This window comes from Muricauda sp. SCSIO 65647 (assembly GCF_021534965.1).
In the GTDB taxonomy this organism is placed as follows: domain Bacteria; phylum Bacteroidota; class Bacteroidia; order Flavobacteriales; family Flavobacteriaceae; genus Flagellimonas_A.
In genome coordinates, this window is the sequence record NZ_CP091037.1 from 493,310 (window position 1) to 511,984 (window position 18,675).

The window sequence follows — 18,675 nt, forward strand, 5'->3', positions numbered from 1 at the left end:
GTTAACCTGAATAAGTGACAAAATTTCTTGGTGTTTCGTACAAAACGATTTCTAGCTCATGTTTCGAATCAATATGTGGCCGTAGTTTTTCAAAAATGACCACAGCTATATTTTCAGCCGTAGGATTCAATTCTTTGAACTCGGGCACATCTTCATTGAGATTCTTGTGGTCAAAGGTATCTTCAATATGTTTTTTAATCAAATCCTTTAATGTTTTCATATCCATCACATAACCCGTTTCCCGATTGATTTCACCTGTGATACTCACAATCAAATCATAGTTATGGCCATGATAATTCGGATTGTTGCACTTACCGAACACCTCTTGGTTCTTATCAAAGCTCCAATCAGGTCGGTACAAACGGTGGGCGGCATTGAAATGTGCCTTTCTGCTCACTTTCACTTTCATTTCACCGAGGTTTTGGTCAGATGGTCATAAAAACGATCAAAAATGATTTTGAACCATGCCGTATAATTCCCGGGAGATTTCTCAATATCATTTTTGATGTCTTCGGGGTACATCCATTTCCAATCGGCCACCTCATCAGGATTGATCTTTGGTTCATCATTGAAATGACCAATCATCACATGGTCAAATTCATGCTCTGTAAGACCATTGTCAAAAGGGGCCTTATAGATAAATGAAAATAATTCTTTCAACTCTGTAGTGAAGCCCATTTCTTCCATCAAACGCCTTTTGCCCGCTTCAATGTTCGATTCTCCTTCTCTTTGGTGACTACAGCACGTATTGGTCCAAAGCAATGGGGAATGGTATTTAAGGGCGGCCCTTTGTTGCAACATCGTCTCTCCTTTATCGTTCATGATAAAAACAGAGAACGCCCTGTGCAACAGTGCCTTTTTATGGGCCTCCATTTTGGGCATAAGGCCGATGGGCCGGTCATTCCGGTCAACCAATATTACATTTTCTTCTTTCATGGTCTAAAAATATGAATCTTTAGACCATAAAAACAGTGATTGCGCTAACAAAATCCTATAGCAGGATAGGAAAAACTTAGAAAAATCGTGGTGATTTTAGATTGCTCAAGTTTCTGATGAAATCGTAACGGAGAATAATTTCAAAAGAACCGTCATTAAATGAAGTGGCGCCCAAATCGGTAATCTCGCGGTCATAGGCAAGACCTATCAAGAACTCATCTGAGAGCCTAAAACCGACCATACCACTAAAAGCGGCATCCCAGCGATAGGCCGCTCCAACGATAAATTTCTCGTTCAACAAGAAGTTTGCGGAAAGGTCAACCTGTAGTGGGGCACCCTGTACAGCTTTGGTCAGAAGTGCCGGTTTGAATTTTAGAAACGGATTTAGGTCCCAAACATAGCCTGTGATGAAGTAAAAATTCATCTGTTCTCTGGCAGTTGTGGGGTTTGGGCCTTCTTGAAAATGTTCTGTCTCCAAAAATCTGGGTACTGATAGCCCTGCATAGAATCGCTGTGTATGATAATATACCCCTGCCCCTATATTGGGCGAGAGCTGGTTGTCAATATTATTTTGCAAAATAGGGTCATTGCCTTGTCCGAAATCTTGGTTCAATGCAGCAAAATCGACATTCAAAAGATGTGCACTTGCCTTCAGGCCAAAGCTCAGACGAGCTTCTAGACTGGTTTGAATGGTATAGGAAAAATCAACATCAAAGTAGGTTTCAGAAGTCGGACCGATCTCGTCGTTCACAAACGAAAGCCCGAGACCCACACCGCGATATCCGACTGGGGTGTGAATGTTAAGTGTCTGTGTCACCGGGGCCCCTTCAAGACCTACCCACTGTGCACGATATAGCCCAGCAATGCTCATATGGCCCCTAGACCCTGCATACCCGGGATTTACGCTGACCGTATTGTACATATATTGGGTATATTGGGCATCTTGCTGTGCGCTTGAAATGCCTGATACCAACATCAATAGTATTGCTATCGGTACAAGGGTCGTATTTTTAAAAATCTTATCCAAAATCAAATTCATTTACCTGTTAATGTATATGTAACCAGAAAGCTGTTTCATATTGCCATTCAGGTCTTCGTAATCTATGATATAGAAATACGTACCCACCGGCAACTTTTTGTCTTGATCGACGGTCACCCTACCTTCAGAGGTGCCATCGAAGACGTTTCCTGAGGAGTTATAGGCCTTGGTCACATATACCAGTACGCCCCATCGGTTATAAATCTTTACTGTGTTGTTTGGATAATTTTCAATATTTCGGATGGACAGCACATCATGAATGCCGTCTCCATTTGGTGTCAATACGTTAAAGACCTCAATCTCATCATCGTCGGTCATGCCAAGATCTGGATCTAGGTAGTTCGGCGTGCCATCACCATCAGAATCATCATTGGCAAAATTGCCGTCGAGGTCAAGATCCTCATCCCTGGTCTCGATACCATCATCGTCATCATCTATATCTCGATAGTCTACATCGTCTGTCTGGTCTGTATTTGGTAAATCATTCGCAGGGTCATCGATCTCGTCGTTGACATCAGCATCGATCTGCGTATCACCTTCGTAGCCATCGTCAAGGCCATCATTGTCTTTGTCAGACCCCGTGTAAACCACATCGGGTACGCCGTCATGGTCAAAATCGTGTGCCTCTATATTGTCAGGTACGCCATCATCATCACTGTCATCATCGACATAGTCAGGAATGCCATCGCCATCGGTGTCAACAGGAATGAGCCCAACGTTTCCTCCGTTTTCATAGGCATCATCAAGGCCATCTGCATCTGCATCAGTGCCACTTGGCGGAATGTAACCTGCCGTGGTCTGGGCCTCTACGTTGTCAGGAATGCCATCGTCGTCGCTGTCGATATCCAAATAATCAGGAATGCCATCGCCATCGGTATCGGTTGGGTTTGTCGATGGGTCGTTATCGCCATCGGTATTCAAATCCTCAAAACTGTCGATTATTCCATCATCGTCACTATCTAGGTCAGAGGCCATTGGTGGTGTGACCACGACCGTAACGGTGGCCGTACTACAGTTTCCTTGGTCGTCGCAAATAGTATAATCAAAAGTATCAGTACCTGTAAACCCGGCATTCGGGGTATAGGTCACCATATCATCAGAGGGATCGTTCGGCGTGCCATTATCATCGATGACCACTGTTCCATCAGAAGGACTTGTGGTGGTCAATGTTCCCAAATTCGGCAAATCGTTGTCATTCGACAAAATGTCAATGACCACGGGAGTATCCTGTTCTGTGGAAACAGAATCATCAAGGGCATCGACAATTGGCAACACATCGACTGTCACCGTAGCCGTGCTACAATCTCCTGAAGAATTACAGACCGTATAGGTAAAGGAATCCGTTCCGTTGAAATCTGGATCTGGCGTATAGGTCACTATATCATCTGTTGGGTCGTTGGGTGTACCATTGTCATCAATGGTCACTGAACCATTTGGTGGATCCGAGGTTGTTAGCGTACCCGTGGTCGGTAAATCAGAATCATTGTCAAAGATGGGAACCACCACTGATTCATCTTCATTCACAGTGACGAAATCATCAACAAGGGTGGCCGCTTGGTCAAGGCAGACCACTGTAAATCGTGGAAGGGCACTACTGTTACCGGCTTTGGTGATGGTCGCCACATATCGTTCGACCGTTTGGGTGGCCGTTACTGTTGGCCTGGTCTGGTCTCCTGATAAAGGTGGATTCCAATTGATGGTCGCCCCTCCGGAAACATTCGCCGAGATATCTAAGGTCACCTCATTGTCGGGTGCATTGCAGTTGGTCAAAATGAAGTATCCGGTAGCGTTTGAACCACAAAGTGTACCATCATAGGTGGCAAAATAGACACCAGGTTGGGTAGCCTCGTAAAAGGAGTTCGTGCCCAAAACCGTCGAAGTATCGGAAGCTTCATACCATCTATAGTTATTCTCATCGCCACTATTGGGTGCCTGCAAGAGAAACTGCCCATGAAGGGATGAAGCACTTACAAGAAGTGCCAATAGCAGAAATCCAGATATGATATTTAGGTTGCGCTCTTTCAAAGATTTGGCTTCTTGCTTTTATTGTTTATTTGACCACAAAAACCACGTTTATCAACGAATTGTAATCGGCCGGTTGCCCCCAAATTTCATAGTTCAACAATCCGTTGTCATCTATGGATAGATTTCTAAAAACACTGGGGTCATAGTAGGTCACATAATAGTCCAACTCATTTGCCGCATAAACAGGTATGGCAGACGGTGCCGATGGATTATGGACCATACTGGCAGATGCAAATTGATTTGTATATTCTGTGTAAAGGTTTATTGAAAAGTTCCCATTTGTTGAAGCATCTATTGCTATGGAAGGGGGATAAAACACCCGGGCCGCCCTTGAGGTAATGGGTGCAATTGCTTGAATAGCTTCTTCTACCGTGGTTTCATTAGTTGGGGAAGCAGCTCCTGCTTCGTCCATATCCACAGCAGTGACCAAGTTCACTTCGGAAGCATCTTGATCATCCGTTGCCCTTTGCCAGCCCGTACTGGTATAGTAATAGATAACCTGTTCTTCTAGATTGTAAACGATTGCCCCTATCGCTGGGCCAACAATACCGTTCATATTGACAGTGGTATCGACTGTTGGCAATCCCATTAGGGAACCGGCATCAATTTGTGCCTTTACCGACATTGAAAATGTCAGTAGCACTATTATTGATAAAATCAGCTTTTTCATCTTTCCGCTTGTTACTTTTCCTTTAGTTTGGTATGGTGATTACCGTAAACATAAACTCTAGATCGATATCATCCTTTTGGGTGGTACCGTTATCACTGTCTCCTATGTTTACCCTGAATCCTGAGGTCGTTTGGTTATAATAGGTAATGCCGGGGTCATCATAGTTGGCACTGGTGTTGCCAGGGCAATCACCGTCACAATCCAATGTGGATAACTGTATGATATAGCCCGTGTCTGACAATGCCGTATCAAATGTCACTTGGTAATCACCTTCGTTCAATCTGGTCACGGTTGCCCCATAAATATTGGAGTTTGTAGCATCTACACCAGGGGTTCCAACATATTCAATGGCTACCTTACCCGTCGAGTAAATGGTTGGCATAGCGGCTAGGTATGCTCCTCCATTTGAACCCACACTTATCATATTATCTGCTTCAGCCCCAACTACATTGGCAGTTTCTGGTGTACCGCCATCTTCATCGGTATAACTGATAACCCCTGTCGTTGTATTCTGGGACAATGATGTTACGGTTTCGTTGACATCCACGGCTGCTGTACCAGGTTCAGAAATAGTAGCGATTCTATTCCCTGCCACGGTATTGGTCACAGAAACATCGTCGTCCGCAACGCTGTCGACATAGTTCTTCGTGGCGGCGTCCTGTGCATTGGTAGGGTCCGCTATGTTGGTGATGGCCGAGCCACCGCCGTCGTTGCCCTCCGTAAGCACCTCGCCAAGGTCCTGGTCGTCGGTGCCCAAACTGCTCAACGGAACGTCAAGGTCGCCCCCGCCGTCCGTGATCCGGAGGTTGCCCCCCGTCACCGTGAAGCCCGTGTTGTACTCGTTGCCCACGACCGAGTCCGCATCGTCGACGCTCAGGTTGTCGACATAGTTCTTCGTCGCGGCGTCCTGCGCGTTGGTAGGGTCCGCTAGGTTCGTTATCGCGCTGCCACCGGCGTCCGCGCCCTCGGTCAGCACCTCCGACAGGTTCTGGTCGTCAGTGTCGATGGAGCTCAGCGGAACGTCGAGGTCGCCCCCGCCGTCCGTGATCCGGAGGTTGCCCCCCGTCACCGTGAAGCCGGTGTTGTACTCGTTGCCCACGACCGAGTCCGCATCGTCGACGCTCAGGTTGTCGACATAGTTCTTCGTGGCCGCGTCCTGCGCGTTGGTCGGGTCCGCAAGGTTCGTGATCGCGCTGCCACCGGCATCGGCCCCCTCGGTCAGCACCTCCGACAGGTTCTGGTCGTCAGTGTCGATGGAGCTCAGCGGAACGTCGAGGTCGCCCCCGCCGTCCGTGATCCGGAGGTTGCCCCCCGTCACCGTGAAGCCCGTGTTGTACTCGTTGCCCACCACCGAGTCGGCATCGTCGACGCTGAGGTTGTCGACATAGTTCTTCGTCGCGGCGTCCTGTGCGTTGGTGGGGTCCGCTATGTTGGTGATGGCCGAGCCACCGCCGTCGTTGCCCTCCGTAAGCACCTCGCCAAGGTCCTGGTCGTCGGTGCCCAAACTGCTCAGCGGCACGTCAAGGTCGCCCCCGCCATCGGTGATCCGGAGGTTGCCCCCCGTCACCGTGAAGCCCGTGTTGTACTCGTTGCCCACGACCGAGTCCGCATCGTCGACGCTTAGGTTGTCGACATAGTTCTTCGTGGCGGCGTCCTGCGCGTTGGTAGGGTCCGCTATGTTGGTGATCGCCGAGCCACCGCCGTCATTGCCCTCGGTCAGCACCTCGCCAAGGTCCTGGTCGTCGGTGCCCAAACTGGTCAGCGGCACGTCGAGGTCGCCCCCGCCGTCCGTGATCCTAAGGTTGCCCCCCGTGACCGTGAAGCCCGTGTTGTACTCGTTGCCCACGACCGAGTCGGCGTCGTCGACGCTCAGGTTGTCCACATAGTTCTTCGTCGCGGCGTCCTGTGCGTTGGTCGGGTCCGCTATGTTGGTGATGGCCGAGCCACCGCCGTCATTGCCCTCCGTCAGCACCTCTGACAGGTTCTGGTCGTCCGTGTCGATGGAGCTCAGCGGCACGTCGAGGTCGCCGCCGCCGTCCGTGATCCGGAGGTTGCCCCCCGTGACCGAGAAGCCCGTGTTGTACTCGTTGCCCACGACCGAGTCCGCATCGTCGACGCTCAGGTTGTCGACATAGTTCTTCGTCGCGGCGTCCTGCGCGTTGGTCGGGTCGGCCAGGTTCGTGATCGCACTGCCACCGGCATCGGCCCCCTCGGTCAGCACCTCCGACAGGTTCTGGTCATCAGTGTCGATGGAGCTCAGCGGCACGTCGAGGTCGCCCCCGCCGTCCGTGATGCGGAGGTTGCCCCCCGTCACCGTGAAGCCCGTGTTGTACTCGTTGCCCACAACGGAATCGGCGTCGTCGACGCTTAGGTTGTCGACATAGTTCTTCGTGGCGGCGTCCTGCGCGTTGGTAGGGTCGGCCAGGTTCGTGATCGCACTGCCACCGCCGTCATTGCCCTCCGTCAGCACCTCGCCAAGGTCCTGGTCGTCGGTGTCGATGGAGCTCAGCGGCACGTCGAGGTCGCCCCCGCCGTCCGTGATCCTAAGGTTGCCCCCCGTGACCGAGAAGCCCGTGTTGTACTCGTTGCCCACCACCGAGTCCGCATCGTCTACGCTCAGGTTGTCGACATAGTTCTTAGTGGCCGCGTCCTGCGCGTTGGTAGGGTCCGCTATGTTGGTGATCGCCGAGCCACCGCCGTCGTTGCCCTCGGTCAGTACCTCCGACAGGTTCTGGTCGTCGGTGTCGATCGAGCTCAGCGGTACGTCGAGGTCGCCGCCGCCGTCCGTGATCCGGAGGTTGCCCCCCGTAACCGTGAAGCCCGTGTTGTACTCGTTGCCCACAACGGAGTCCGCGTCGTCGACGCTCAGGTTGTCGACATAGTTCTTCGTGGCGGCGTCCTGCGCGTTGGTCGGGTCCGCTATGTTGGTGATGGCCGAGCCACCGCCGTCGTTGCCCTCCGTAAGCACCTCGCCAAGGTCCTGGTCGTCCGTGTCGATGGAGCTCAGCGGCACGTCGAGGTCGCCCCCGCCGTCCGTGATGCGGAGGTTGCCCCCCGTGACCGAGAAGCCCGTGTTGTACTCGTTGCCAACCACCGAGTCGGCATCGTCGACACTGAGGTTGTCGACATAGTTCTTCGTCGCGGCGTCCTGTGCGTTGGTAGGGTCCGCTAGGTTCGTGATCGCGCTGCCGCCAGCGTCCGCCCCCTCGGTCAGAACCTCCGACAGGTTCTGGTCGTCGGTGCCCAAACTGCTCAAGGGAACGTCAAAGTTCGTTCCGGCCTCAGTAATCCGAAGATCTGTTCCGTTTACACCAAAAAATGTTATCAATTCGTTCGTGTCACTGGCATCACCTGGGATGGCACTGCCACCGACCACGTTCCATGTAGTCCCGTTCCACATATATAATTGTCCTGCAACGGTATCCACATAAGTGACACCCGGATTATTGTTGGCAGGTGCGCCTGAAGGAGCTCCAGGACCACTGGTCGTAAGCTCGTTGGTGATATCGGAGTCCGCGTCGTCGACGCTCAGGTTGTCGACATAGTTCTTCGTGGCGGCGTCCTGCGCGTTGGTAGGGTCGGCCAGGTTCGTGATCGCGCTGCCACCGGCGTCCGCGCCCTCGGTCAGTACCTCCGACAGGTTCTGGTCATCAGTGTCGATGGAGCTCAGCGGCACGTCGAGGTCGCCCCCGCCGTCCGTGATCCGGAGGTTGCCCCCCGTGACCGAGAAGCCCGTGTTGTACTCGTTGCCCACGACCGAGTCCGCATCGTCGACACTGAGGTTGTCGACATAGTTCTTCGTCGCGGCGTCCTGTGCGTTGGTCGGGTCCGCAAGGTTCGTGATCGCGCTGCCACCGGCATCGGCCCCCTCGGTCAGTACCTCCGACAGGTTCTGGTCGTCAGTGTCGATGGAGCTCAGCGGAACGTCGAGGTCGCCCCCGCCGTCCGTGATCCGGAGGTTGCCCCCCGTAACCGTGAAGCCCGTGTTGTACTCGTTGCCCACGACCGAGTCCGCATCGTCGACGCTTAGGTTGTCGACATAGTTCTTCGTGGCGGCGTCCTGCGCGTTGGTGGGGTCCGCTATGTTGGTGATGGCCGAGCCACCGCCGTCATTGCCCTCCGTCAGCACCTCGCCAAGGTCCTGGTCGTCGGTGCCCAAACTGGTCAGCGGCACGTCGAGGTCGCCCCCGCCGTCCGTGATCCTAAGGTTGCCCCCCGTGACCGAGAAGCCCGTGTTGTACTCGTTGCCCACCACCGAGTCCGCATCGTCTACGCTCAGGTTGTCGACATAGTTCTTAGTGGCCGCGTCCTGCGCGTTGGTAGGGTCCGCTATGTTGGTGATCGCCGAGCCACCGCCGTCGTTGCCCTCCGTAAGCACCTCGCCAAGGTCCTGGTCGTCGGTGCCCAAACTGGTCAGCGGCACGTCGAGGTCGCCCCCGCCGTCCGTGATGCGGAGGTTGCCCCCCGTCACCGTGAAGCCCGTGTTGTACTCGTTGCCCACAACGGAGTCCGCATCGTCGACGCTCAGGTTGTCGACATAGTTCTTCGTCGCGGCGTCCTGCGCGTTGGTCGGGTCGGCCAGGTTCGTGATCGCACTGCCACCGGCATCGGCCCCCTCGGTCAGCACCTCCGACAGGTTCTGGTCATCAGTGTCGATGGAGCTCAGCGGCACGTCGAGGTCGCCCCCGCCGTCCGTGATGCGGAGGTTGCCCCCCGTCACCGTGAAGCCCGTGTTGTACTCGTTGCCCACAACGGAGTCGGCATCGTCGACGCTCAGGTTGTCGACATAGTTCTTAGTGGCCGCGTCCTGCGCGTTGGTAGGGTCCGCTATGTTGGTGATGGCCGAGCCACCGCCGTCGTTGCCCTCGGTGAGCACCTCGCCAAGGTCCTGGTCGTCGGTGCCCAAACTGGTCAGCGGCACGTCGAGGTCGCCCCCGCCGTCCGTGATCCTAAGGTTGCCCCCCGTCACCGAAAAGCCCGTGTTGTACTCGTTGCCCACCACCGAGTCGGCATCGTCGACACTGAGGTTGTCGACATAGTTCTTAGTGGCCGCGTCCTGTGCGTTGGTGGGGTCGGCTATGTTGGTGATGGCCGAGCCACCGCCGTCGTTGCCCTCCGTCAGCACCTCACCAAGGTTCTGGTCGTCGGTGCCCAAACTGGTCAGCGGCACGTCGAGGTCGCCCCCGCCGTCCGTGATGCGGAGGTTGCCCCCCGTAACCGTGAAGCCCGTGTTGTACTCGTTGCCCACAACGGAGTCCGCATCGTCGACGCTCAGGTTGTCGACATAGTTCTTCGTCGCGGCGTCCTGCGCGTTGGTCGGGTCGGCCAGGTTCGTGATCGCACTGCCACCGGCATCGGCCCCCTCGGTCAGCACCTCCGACAGGTTCTGGTCATCAGTGTCGATGGAGCTCAGCGGCACGTCGAGGTCGCCCCCGCCGTCCGTGATGCGGAGGTTGCCCCCCGTCACCGTGAAGCCCGTGTTGTACTCGTTGCCCACAACGGAATCGGCGTCGTCGACGCTGAGGTTGTCGACATAGTTCTTCGTCGCGGCGTCCTGTGCGTTGGTAGGGTCCGCAAGGTTCGTGATCGCGCTGCCGCCAGCGTCCGCCCCCTCGGTCAGAACCTCCGACAGGTTCTGGTCGTCGGTGCCCAAACTGCTCAAGGGAACGTCAAAGTTCGTTCCGGCCTCAGTGATCCGAAGATCTGTTCCGTTTACACCAAAAAATGTTATCAATTCGTTCGTGTCACTGGCATCACCTGGGATGGCACTGCCACCGACCACGTTCCATGTGGTCCCGTTCCACATATATAATTGTCCTGCAACGGTATCCACATAAGTGACACCCGGATTATTGTTGGCAGGTGCGCCTGAAGGAGCTCCAGGACCACTGGTCGTAAGCTCGTTGGTGATATCGGAGTCGGCGTCGTCGACGCTTAGGTTGTCGACATAGTTCTTCGTCGCGGCGTCCTGTGCGTTGGTAGGGTCCGCAAGGTTCGTGATGGCCGAGCCACCGGCGTCCGCGCCCTCGGTCAGTACCTCGCTCAGGTTCTGGTCGTCAGTGTCGATGGAGCTCAGCGGTACGTCGAGGTCGCCCCCGCCGTCCGTGATCCGGAGGTTGCCCCCCGTCACCGTGAAGCCCGTGTTGTACTCGTTGCCCACGACCGAGTCGGCGTCGTCGACGCTTAGGTTGTCCACATAGTTCTTCGTCGCGGCGTCCTGTGCATTGGTGGGATCGGCTATGTTGGTGATGGCCGAGCCACCGCCGTCGTTGCCCTCGGTGAGCACCTCGCCAAGGTCCTGGTCGTCGGTGCCCAAACTGCTCAGCGGAACGTCAAGGTCGCCGCCGCCGTCCGTGATCCGGAGGTTGCCCCCCGTCACCGAAAAGCCCGTGTTGTACTCGTTGCCCACAACGGAGTCGGCATCGTCGACGCTCAGGTTGTCGACATAGTTCTTAGTGGCCGCGTCCTGCGCGTTGGTAGGGTCCGCTATGTTGGTGATGGCCGAGCCACCGCCGTCGTTGCCCTCGGTGAGCACCTCGCCAAGGTCCTGGTCGTCGGTGCCCAAACTGGTCAGCGGCACGTCGAGGTCGCCCCCGCCGTCCGTGATCCTAAGGTTGCCCCCCGTCACCGAAAAGCCCGTGTTGTACTCGTTGCCAACCACCGAGTCGGCGTCGTCGACGCTCAGGTTGTCGACATAGTTCTTAGTGGCCGCGTCCTGTGCGTTGGTGGGGTCCGCTATGTTGGTGATGGCCGAGCCACCGCCGTCGTTGCCCTCGGTGAGCACCTCGCCAAGGTCCTGGTCGTCGGTGCCCAAACTGGTCAGCGGCACGTCGAGGTCGCCCCCGCCGTCCGTGATCCTAAGGTTGCCCCCCGTGACCGTGAAGCCCGTGTTGTACTCGTTGCCCACAACGGAATCGGCGTCGTCGACGCTTAGGTTGTCGACATAGTTCTTAGTGGCCGCGTCCTGTGCGTTGGTCGGGTCCGCTATGTTGGTGATGGCCGAGCCACCGCCGTCATTGCCCTCGGTCAGCACCTCCGACAGGTTTTGGTCATCGGTGCCCAAACTGCTCAGCGGTACGTCAAAGTCCGTTCCGGCCTCAGTGATCCGAAGATCTGTTCCGTTTATACCAAAAAATGTTATCAATTCGTTCGTGTCACTGGCATCACCTGGGATGGCACTGCCACCGACCACGTTCCATGTGGTCCCGTTCCACATATATAATTGTCCTGCAGCAGTGTCCACATAAGTGACACCCGGATTATTGTTGGCAGGTGCGCCTGAAGGAACTCCAGGACCACTGGTCGTAAGCTCGTTGGTGATATCGGAGTCCGCGTCGTCGACGCTTAGGTTGTCGACATAGTTCTTCGTCGCGGCGTCCTGTGCGTTGGTAGGGTCCGCTATGTTGGTGATGGCCGAGCCACCGCCGTCGTTGCCCTCCGTCAGTACCTCACCAAGGTTCTGGTCGTCGGTGCCCAAACTGCTCAACGGTACGTCGAGGTCACCGCCGCCGTCCGTGATCCGGAGGTTGCCCCCCGTGACCGTGAAGCCCGTGTTGTACTCGTTGCCCACCACCGAGTCCGCATCGTCGACGCTGAGGTTGTCGACATAGTTCTTCGTGGCCGCGTCCTGCGCGTTGGTAGGGTCCGCTATGTTGGTGATGGCCGAGCCACCGCCGTCGTTGCCCTCGGTCAGTACCTCCGATAGGTTCTGGTCGTCAGTGCCCAAACTGCTCAGCGGTACGTCAAGGTCGCCCCCGCCGTCCGTGATCCTAAGGTTGCCCCCCGTCACCGTGAAGCCCGTGTTGTACTCGTTGCCCACCACCGAGTCGGCATCGTCGACGCTCAGGTTGTCGACATAGTTCTTCGTCGCCGCGTCCTGTGCGTTGGTAGGGTCCGCTATGTTGGTGATGGCCGAGCCACCGCCGTCGTTGCCCTCCGTAAGCACCTCGCCAAGGTCCTGGTCGTCGGTGCCCAAACTGGTCAGAGGCACGTCGAGGTCGCCTCCGCCGTCCGTGATACGGAGGTTGCCGCCCGTCACCGAGAAGCCCGTGTTGTACTCGTTGCCCACCACCGAGTCGGCATCGTCGACACTGAGGTTGTCGACATAGTTCTTAGTGGCCGCGTCCTGCGCGTTGGTAGGGTCCGCTATGTTGGTGATCGCCGAGCCACCGCCGTCGTTGCCCTCCGTAAGCACCTCGCCAAGGTCCTGGTCGTCGGTGCCCAAACTGGTCAGAGGCACGTCGAGGTCGCCCCCGCCGTCCGTGATGCGCAGGTTGCCCCCCGTGACCGTGAAGCCCGTGTTGTACTCGTTGCCCACAACGGAATCGGCGTCGTCGACACTGAGGTTGTCGACATAGTTCTTAGTGGCCGCGTCCTGTGCGTTGGTAGGGTCGGCTATGTTGGTAATGGCAGAGCCACCGCCGTCGTTGCCCTCCGTCAGCACCTCGCCAAGGTTCTGGTCGTCCGTGTCGATAGAGGTCAGCGGCACGTCGAGGTCGCCCCCGCCGTCCGTGATGCGCAGGTTGCCCCCCGTGACCGTGAAGCCCGTGTTGTACTCGTTGCCCACAACGGAATCGGCGTCGTCGACACTGAGGTTGTCGACATAGTTCTTAGTGGCCGCGTCCTGCGCGTTGGTAGGGTCGGCTATGTTGGTAATGGCAGAGCCACCGCCGTCGTTGCCCTCGGTGAGCACCTCGCCAAGGTCCTGGTCGTCCGTGTCGATAGAGGTCAGCGGCACGTCGAGGTCGCCCCCGCCGTCCGTGATGCGCAGGTTGCCCCCCGTGACCGTGAAGCCCGTGTTGTACTCGTTGCCCACAACGGAATCGGCGTCGTCGACACTGAGGTTGTCGACATAGTTCTTAGTGGCCGCGTCCTGCGCGTTGGTCGGGTCGGCTATGTTGGTGATGGCCGAGCCACCGCCGTCGTTGCCCTCCGTAAGCACCTCGCCAAGGTCCTGGTCGTCCGTATTGATAGCCGCTTCCAAATCGGCAAGTGTGACAAAAAGAGTATTATTATCAGAATCTGTAATTTCTAATTGCCCTGTACCAGTATTTACAGTGAAATTGACATTTGTTGTATTGGTATCAACGACTGCGGCAATGTCTGCCAAAGCAATGCGAACGTCGTTGCCGTCGCTGTCACTCAAAATCAAATCGTTCCCATCTTCTGTCAAAGAGGCATTGGTCGTATTGGTATCATCACCCGATGTCAATTCCCAAGAATCTCCATCCCAAAAGAAAATGGTGCCCATATTGGTGTTCACATAAATATCTCCCGTATCGGCTCCTGTCGGGGATGTGGTTCCAGGAGTGGTAACCGCCGTACCGCTAAGTACCTCACAGTTACACTGATCTTGCAAGGTCACCGTAGTTTGGGCAAGTCCATAGCCAGATACAAAAAGAAAGAGGATGAAAATTGGTAGCTTTTTCATGGGGTAGTTTTTATTTGACATCATCCTAATGAAATGGTCTTTATGTTTAATTGGTTTTCCCAAATGGGAAATTTTTTTAGTCACAATTGACCTTGAAAACCTTGTATCGGAGGGAAGTATTTGGTAAACGGTTCTCTTGCCTGTTTGCAAATAGAAAATCCGAAATCCTTTTCAAACTTTACCTTCGATGAGTTGGTCAAATCGTTCATAATTTAGGGGTGTATCTAGCTCTTTTTCAGCCAATACAGTTTTTCTTCACTATACAAAATTACTCTTATGACCCCCCGAGGAAAATAATTGTTGTGTAACTGCCAATTCGTACGGTATAGCCCTGTAAAGTTGAAGTGTGAAGTTTTTTTGAAGGTTAACGAAGGGAATTACCGTTTATCGATTTCGTCAATAATAACAGTACTTTCTGACCACAAGAAAATGTTAATTTTTGCTTACCCCGTACGTGATTCTTCGGTTGGTGATTACGGTATTGACCTGTACTATCAATAGGGCCACATTCGAAGTAGTCGAATCGAAAATATAGCTTAAGGTTGTCTACTACAACCTGGTGTTGGTTTCTGCCCTGGGCGATAATAGCATTGGCCAAAATCGTTAAATGTAGTGAATTGGTTTATCAAGACCGCCAATCCTCATAATAATGAGGTCTAGGAAAAAAGTGTAAGTACTTGAATTTTAGATAACTATATTAAAATCAGTTTGGGTTCACCCGATAGGTAATTCTTCGATTTGTAATAACGGTAGCCACACGCAATATCGACATAGGGGCAAATTCAGATGTACTGTTTGCCAAGGTTGCCGTTGCGGTGATCATCTCGCCCAATACCGTACCGGCCGGCAAGGGCAGGTTGAAATGAAATCTATTGGTATTGTCCGTATTTCCGTCTGCATCAGAATAGGAAGAGGAGCTGCCATCATTGTCGGCAACACTTCCTTCTATCGCTGAAGCAATATATGTTTGCCCTTCACCGTAATCAACAGTCAATCCTAATTGATTATCACCAGCCGTAGCGGTACCTTCATTGACATCGGTAAAGAAAAATTCCAAAGTCGTACCTGGCCTTGACCACCCCTTCACAACCAAATTGCTGCCAGAAATATACGCAGCCGATATAATGGGGAAGTTAAGAAGGTTGTTCGGACCTGAATCTGTATCGTCATTATCATTTAGGGTAACGTCATCACCAGCACTTGCAGAGGCATCGAGGTCGATCCCCAACGCTGCTGAAACCGTACCATTGGCATATATTGAATTTTGACTAATACGATTTCCGGTTCCTCCTAGAGCCACAATACCAGCTCCTCCATTGCTGTAAATCACATTATTGTTCATCTGTGAATTATTGCCCGCGATTTTGATTGCCATCCCCTCAAAGCTACCGGTGCAATTGCCCCCATGTTGCCCTGAAGAAGTTATCGAATTTTCAGTTATGGTGACCGTGCCCGAAACCGATTCGGCATCGATACCCGCAGAGGCCGCATTTTCTATCAGGTTTTGCTGTATGACAATGCCTGTGCCGTTCTGCAATAAGATATTATCATCACAGGCAGCATCACCATTACCTGTTAAGTGGTTGTTCTGAATGACGTTTGAAGTACCCCCATCAATGAAAATGCCCGTATCGGTATTGGTCGCTATATAATTGCCATCAATGGTAATGTTGGCTCCCGGGTTTTCTACCCCATAATCCACATTACCCGCATTAACGCCTTGGGCATTCACCCCCAATAGATTCTGAAGAATTGAACATGACCCGCTATCGGTACGTATGGCCGCATTATTATTTGCGTAAACAGATAAGTTTCTTATCACCACATTGTTCGCCTGTGTCTTGATAACGTCCCCGCTGTTTCTATATACTTGAATCTCAGGGCGTGGATATGTGGGAAGATTGACGGCAGAGACCCCCACAGGGGTACCCCCAGAGCCCACTGTGCCTGAATTGGTATCGCCTGAATAGGCGGTTTGTGTACGGCCATCAATGACCGTATTGTCATCGGTGATATCAGAAAGCGGATTGCCATTTGAAATGGATATGTCGAAATAACCGCTTGAAAAATTCGAATCTGCTGTCCGGCCAAAGGGATCGGCAGTGGTGGGCATCATAAAAATCGAGGTGTCTTCGCCCGCTGCGGGATCAAAAATGCTATTGGCCACTATATCCAATCCTGTTTCATCCAGATTGTTTGCGTTCACGATGAATTGTTCCAAAGAGCCCTGCCCGTCTTCATTGGTGTTGACAATGGTGTTGAAGTTAAATCCAAAATCGATTCCGACCAACCCTTCACTGGTAATGGTGATCGAGGCCACCGTTTGTGCTCCGGTCAAATTGCCTGCCGCCACATCTTGGGCCGAGGGGTCTGCCCCGCCCACTTCATCGGTCACTTCTGTAATCGACACCCCTGCATAGGCCGTTCGAAAGGTCTGTACCGGAAGGCACGAGGCGCATGATGATCCACCTCCCCTGGTCGATTGTACCGATCCGTTGACTACCCTGATACTATAGGTTCCGTTCGCCATACCCCCAAAGGTATAATCACCATTGACATCGGTAGTGGTGTTGTCGACCAAAGAACTGGTGGCATCATAGAGTTCTACCGTTGCCCCGGCCACACCAACCCCGGTAGCCGTCGCTTGGTTGCGGCCCGCACCACCTCCATAATCAACGTCTTCGAAGACCGTTCCGATCACAAGATTGGAAGGCACCTTCAAAACGAGTGCATTCATGATGACGAAGTCTTGCCCCGACTGCACATTTGTGGTCACCGATGATTCACCGGGCTGTATATACGGCGAAACATCATAGGTATCCAAATCAACACCGTAGGAGGTGGCATTGTTGACATTGGGAATGATTGTATTGTCAAATATGGTCGAGTTAAAAGGGTTGTTCACCGTGGTTCCGTTATTATCGCCATCACCGGCCAGGGTAAAGGTCCCCAAACCCGTGGTCACGGTCAACAATTCGTTGTTGCTCAGGTTTTGGTCGCCTTCCCATGAAAGCACGCTGGTCTTTGAACCGGTCGCACCAATGGCAAAAAAACCACTCAGACTGAATGATGAAGATGAGTTGCTCTCACCATTGAAGCCCTGATATAGATTCACTGTTGAGGCGGGCAAACTGTCATCCTCATAAAAGACAAAAAGACTCCAACCACCTAAAACGGTCGCAGTTGAGCAATAGTTTCCTGTATTGTCAACTGTCAATCCAGAAAAATCATAGGTATTGGTCGATGGGTTCGAGATGCCCTGTATGATCGAGGTCACATCGCTTACCCCCCCATAGAAGACACGGTTGGTCAATGAAGTCGTGTACATAAGGTCTGCGGTAACAGTGTTTCCTTCAAAAGTGACCTGTGAATCAGGACTAGTTCCAGAATGGGCCCAATACAAAAATGCCTTGGCAATGGTCGCCGTGGCCGGTATGGATGAGGTCAGCGTATTGCTCGATGAAGTGGTAATGGCACACGCGTTTCCACTGTTGGGCTCTGTTCTGAGGGTGCCCCCGGTTGATGTATAATCTACATAACCATCGAATTCTTCATACAATGCCAAGGGGGTATTACCCAATAAGTCGTTGTCGATGATAGTTCCGGTGGCCGTGTCTGCAATATTGATCGAGGGGTCAGATGAGCCGGTAAACGAAACGGTAAAGTTTTCTGCACTTTCGAAATCGCCATCGTCGGTTATGGAGACCACAATAGTATCGGTGTCACCGCTAGTGCCATCAAAGCTCAAGGTGCCCGAATTAGCCGTATAGTCACTGCCTGCCAGGGCAGTGCCATTGTTGGTCGTAAAGTTCACCGTAAAGTTTCCGGCTGCATTGGGGCCCTCATGTCTTGCCGTGAACGTTGCCGTGCCATCTCCCTCATTTACCGATACATCATCGATGGTTATCGATGCCACCGCCGTTGCCGTAATCAATACATCATCGATAAACACTTGGTCATTACTGCCCGACCAGTCACTACCCCCTTTGATGAACCTGATTGTGGTATTGCTTGAAATATAGGCCGATATATCTTGGCTAAATGTACCACTCTGTGTACCTGAAAAAGTGGCCAAGGTGGTGTACGAAGAACCATTACTGGAAGCTTGGATGACCAAGGTCTCCCCAGATTCCAGGCTCGAGGTACGCCAATCAAACGAAAGTGTGGCCGAAGAATAGCCACTCAGATTGGCCGATCTTCTAATGCTTTCTGTCCATATATAAGAAAACCTCAGTTGGTTACTAGTAATTCGTATATATCCACCAGATGGGGAATTGTTATCACCAAATTCAAGCCAGTTCGATGACCAGTTCTGCGTTCCGTTGTTGTTCGAGTACGAAACCGAACTGAACGTATCATAAAAAGTTTCCTGGGCCATCGTCGCCATAGAAAACAATATGGTAACCATCAACGCGAAAAAAGTTGGTATTTTACCCATTTAGACCTGTAACTTTCAATTAATCAAAAGTAACCGTATAGGTCAACCTGGTCTAAAAATTGTTGTGAACAGTCTTAATATAGGGGTCAATAGCAAGAAGTTAGATGGCTGGCACTTAATCGATAAAGCCACGATAG

8 protein-coding genes are annotated in these 18,675 nt (G+C 53.1%); 1 reads left to right on the forward strand and 7 read right to left on the reverse strand.

Annotated features, from left to right (window positions below; translation table 11 throughout):
* Nucleotide 1: 1 nt before the first annotated feature.
* From L0P89_RS02205 to L0P89_RS02230, 6 genes are all read right to left on the reverse strand, one after another.
* The gene (locus tag L0P89_RS02205; RefSeq protein WP_235266775.1) at nucleotides 2–409 is read right to left on the reverse strand and encodes a 6-carboxytetrahydropterin synthase; all 408 of its coding nucleotides are present in this window, start codon (nucleotides 407–409) and stop codon (nucleotides 2–4) included.
* Nucleotides 406–936, reverse strand: coding sequence for an isopentenyl-diphosphate Delta-isomerase (gene idi / locus L0P89_RS02210; protein ID WP_235266776.1), 531 nt, complete (start codon nucleotides 934–936; stop codon nucleotides 406–408). Before idi ends, L0P89_RS02205 begins: the two co-directional genes overlap by 4 nt.
* Before the next feature lie 76 nt (nucleotides 937–1,012).
* On the reverse strand, nucleotides 1,013–1,975 hold the full coding sequence (locus L0P89_RS02215; RefSeq protein WP_409557559.1) for a type IX secretion system membrane protein PorP/SprF: 963 nt from the start codon (nucleotides 1,973–1,975) through the stop codon (nucleotides 1,013–1,015).
* A complete protein-coding gene (locus L0P89_RS02220; RefSeq protein WP_235267977.1) occupies nucleotides 1,976–3,979 on the reverse strand; it encodes an Ig-like domain-containing protein in 2,004 nt (667 codons plus the stop codon).
* A gap of 46 nt (nucleotides 3,980–4,025) precedes the next feature.
* On the reverse strand, nucleotides 4,026–4,670 hold the full coding sequence (locus L0P89_RS02225) for a hypothetical protein (protein ID WP_235266777.1): 645 nt from the start codon (nucleotides 4,668–4,670) through the stop codon (nucleotides 4,026–4,028).
* A gap of 22 nt (nucleotides 4,671–4,692) precedes the next feature.
* Nucleotides 4,693–13,653, reverse strand: coding sequence for a beta strand repeat-containing protein (locus L0P89_RS02230; RefSeq protein WP_235266778.1), 8,961 nt, complete (start codon nucleotides 13,651–13,653; stop codon nucleotides 4,693–4,695).
* Between the two features lie 115 nt (nucleotides 13,654–13,768).
* Between L0P89_RS02230 and L0P89_RS02235 the strand changes: the two genes are divergently transcribed.
* Entirely contained in the window at nucleotides 13,769–13,936 is a 168-nt protein-coding gene (locus tag L0P89_RS02235; RefSeq protein ID WP_235266779.1) for a hypothetical protein, read from the forward strand.
* A gap of 867 nt (nucleotides 13,937–14,803) precedes the next feature.
* On the opposite strand, the gene L0P89_RS02240 is transcribed toward L0P89_RS02235, so the two are convergent.
* The gene (locus L0P89_RS02240; protein WP_235266780.1) at nucleotides 14,804–18,487 is read right to left on the reverse strand and encodes a beta strand repeat-containing protein; all 3,684 of its coding nucleotides are present in this window, start codon (nucleotides 18,485–18,487) and stop codon (nucleotides 14,804–14,806) included.
* Nucleotides 18,488–18,675: the final 188 nt, after the last annotated feature.

Coding starts and splice junctions, on each gene's coding strand:
- L0P89_RS02240 (WP_235266780.1), bottom strand. CDS start 18,487: ATGGCGACGATGGCCCAGGAAACTTTTTATGATACGTTCAGTTCGGTT.
- L0P89_RS02215 (WP_409557559.1), bottom strand. CDS start 1,975: ATGAATTTGATTTTGGATAAGATTTTTAAAAATACGACCCTTGTACCG.
- L0P89_RS02235 (WP_235266779.1), top strand. CDS start 13,769: ATGTCTGCCAAAGCAATGCGAACGTCGTTGCCGTCGCTGTCACTCAAA.
- L0P89_RS02225 (WP_235266777.1), bottom strand. CDS start 4,670: ATGAAAAAGCTGATTTTATCAATAATAGTGCTACTGACATTTTCAATG.
- idi (WP_235266776.1), bottom strand. CDS start 936: ATGAAAGAAGAAAATGTAATATTGGTTGACCGGAATGACCGGCCCATC.
- L0P89_RS02205 (WP_235266775.1), bottom strand. CDS start 409: ATGAAAGTGAAAGTGAGCAGAAAGGCACATTTCAATGCCGCCCACCGT.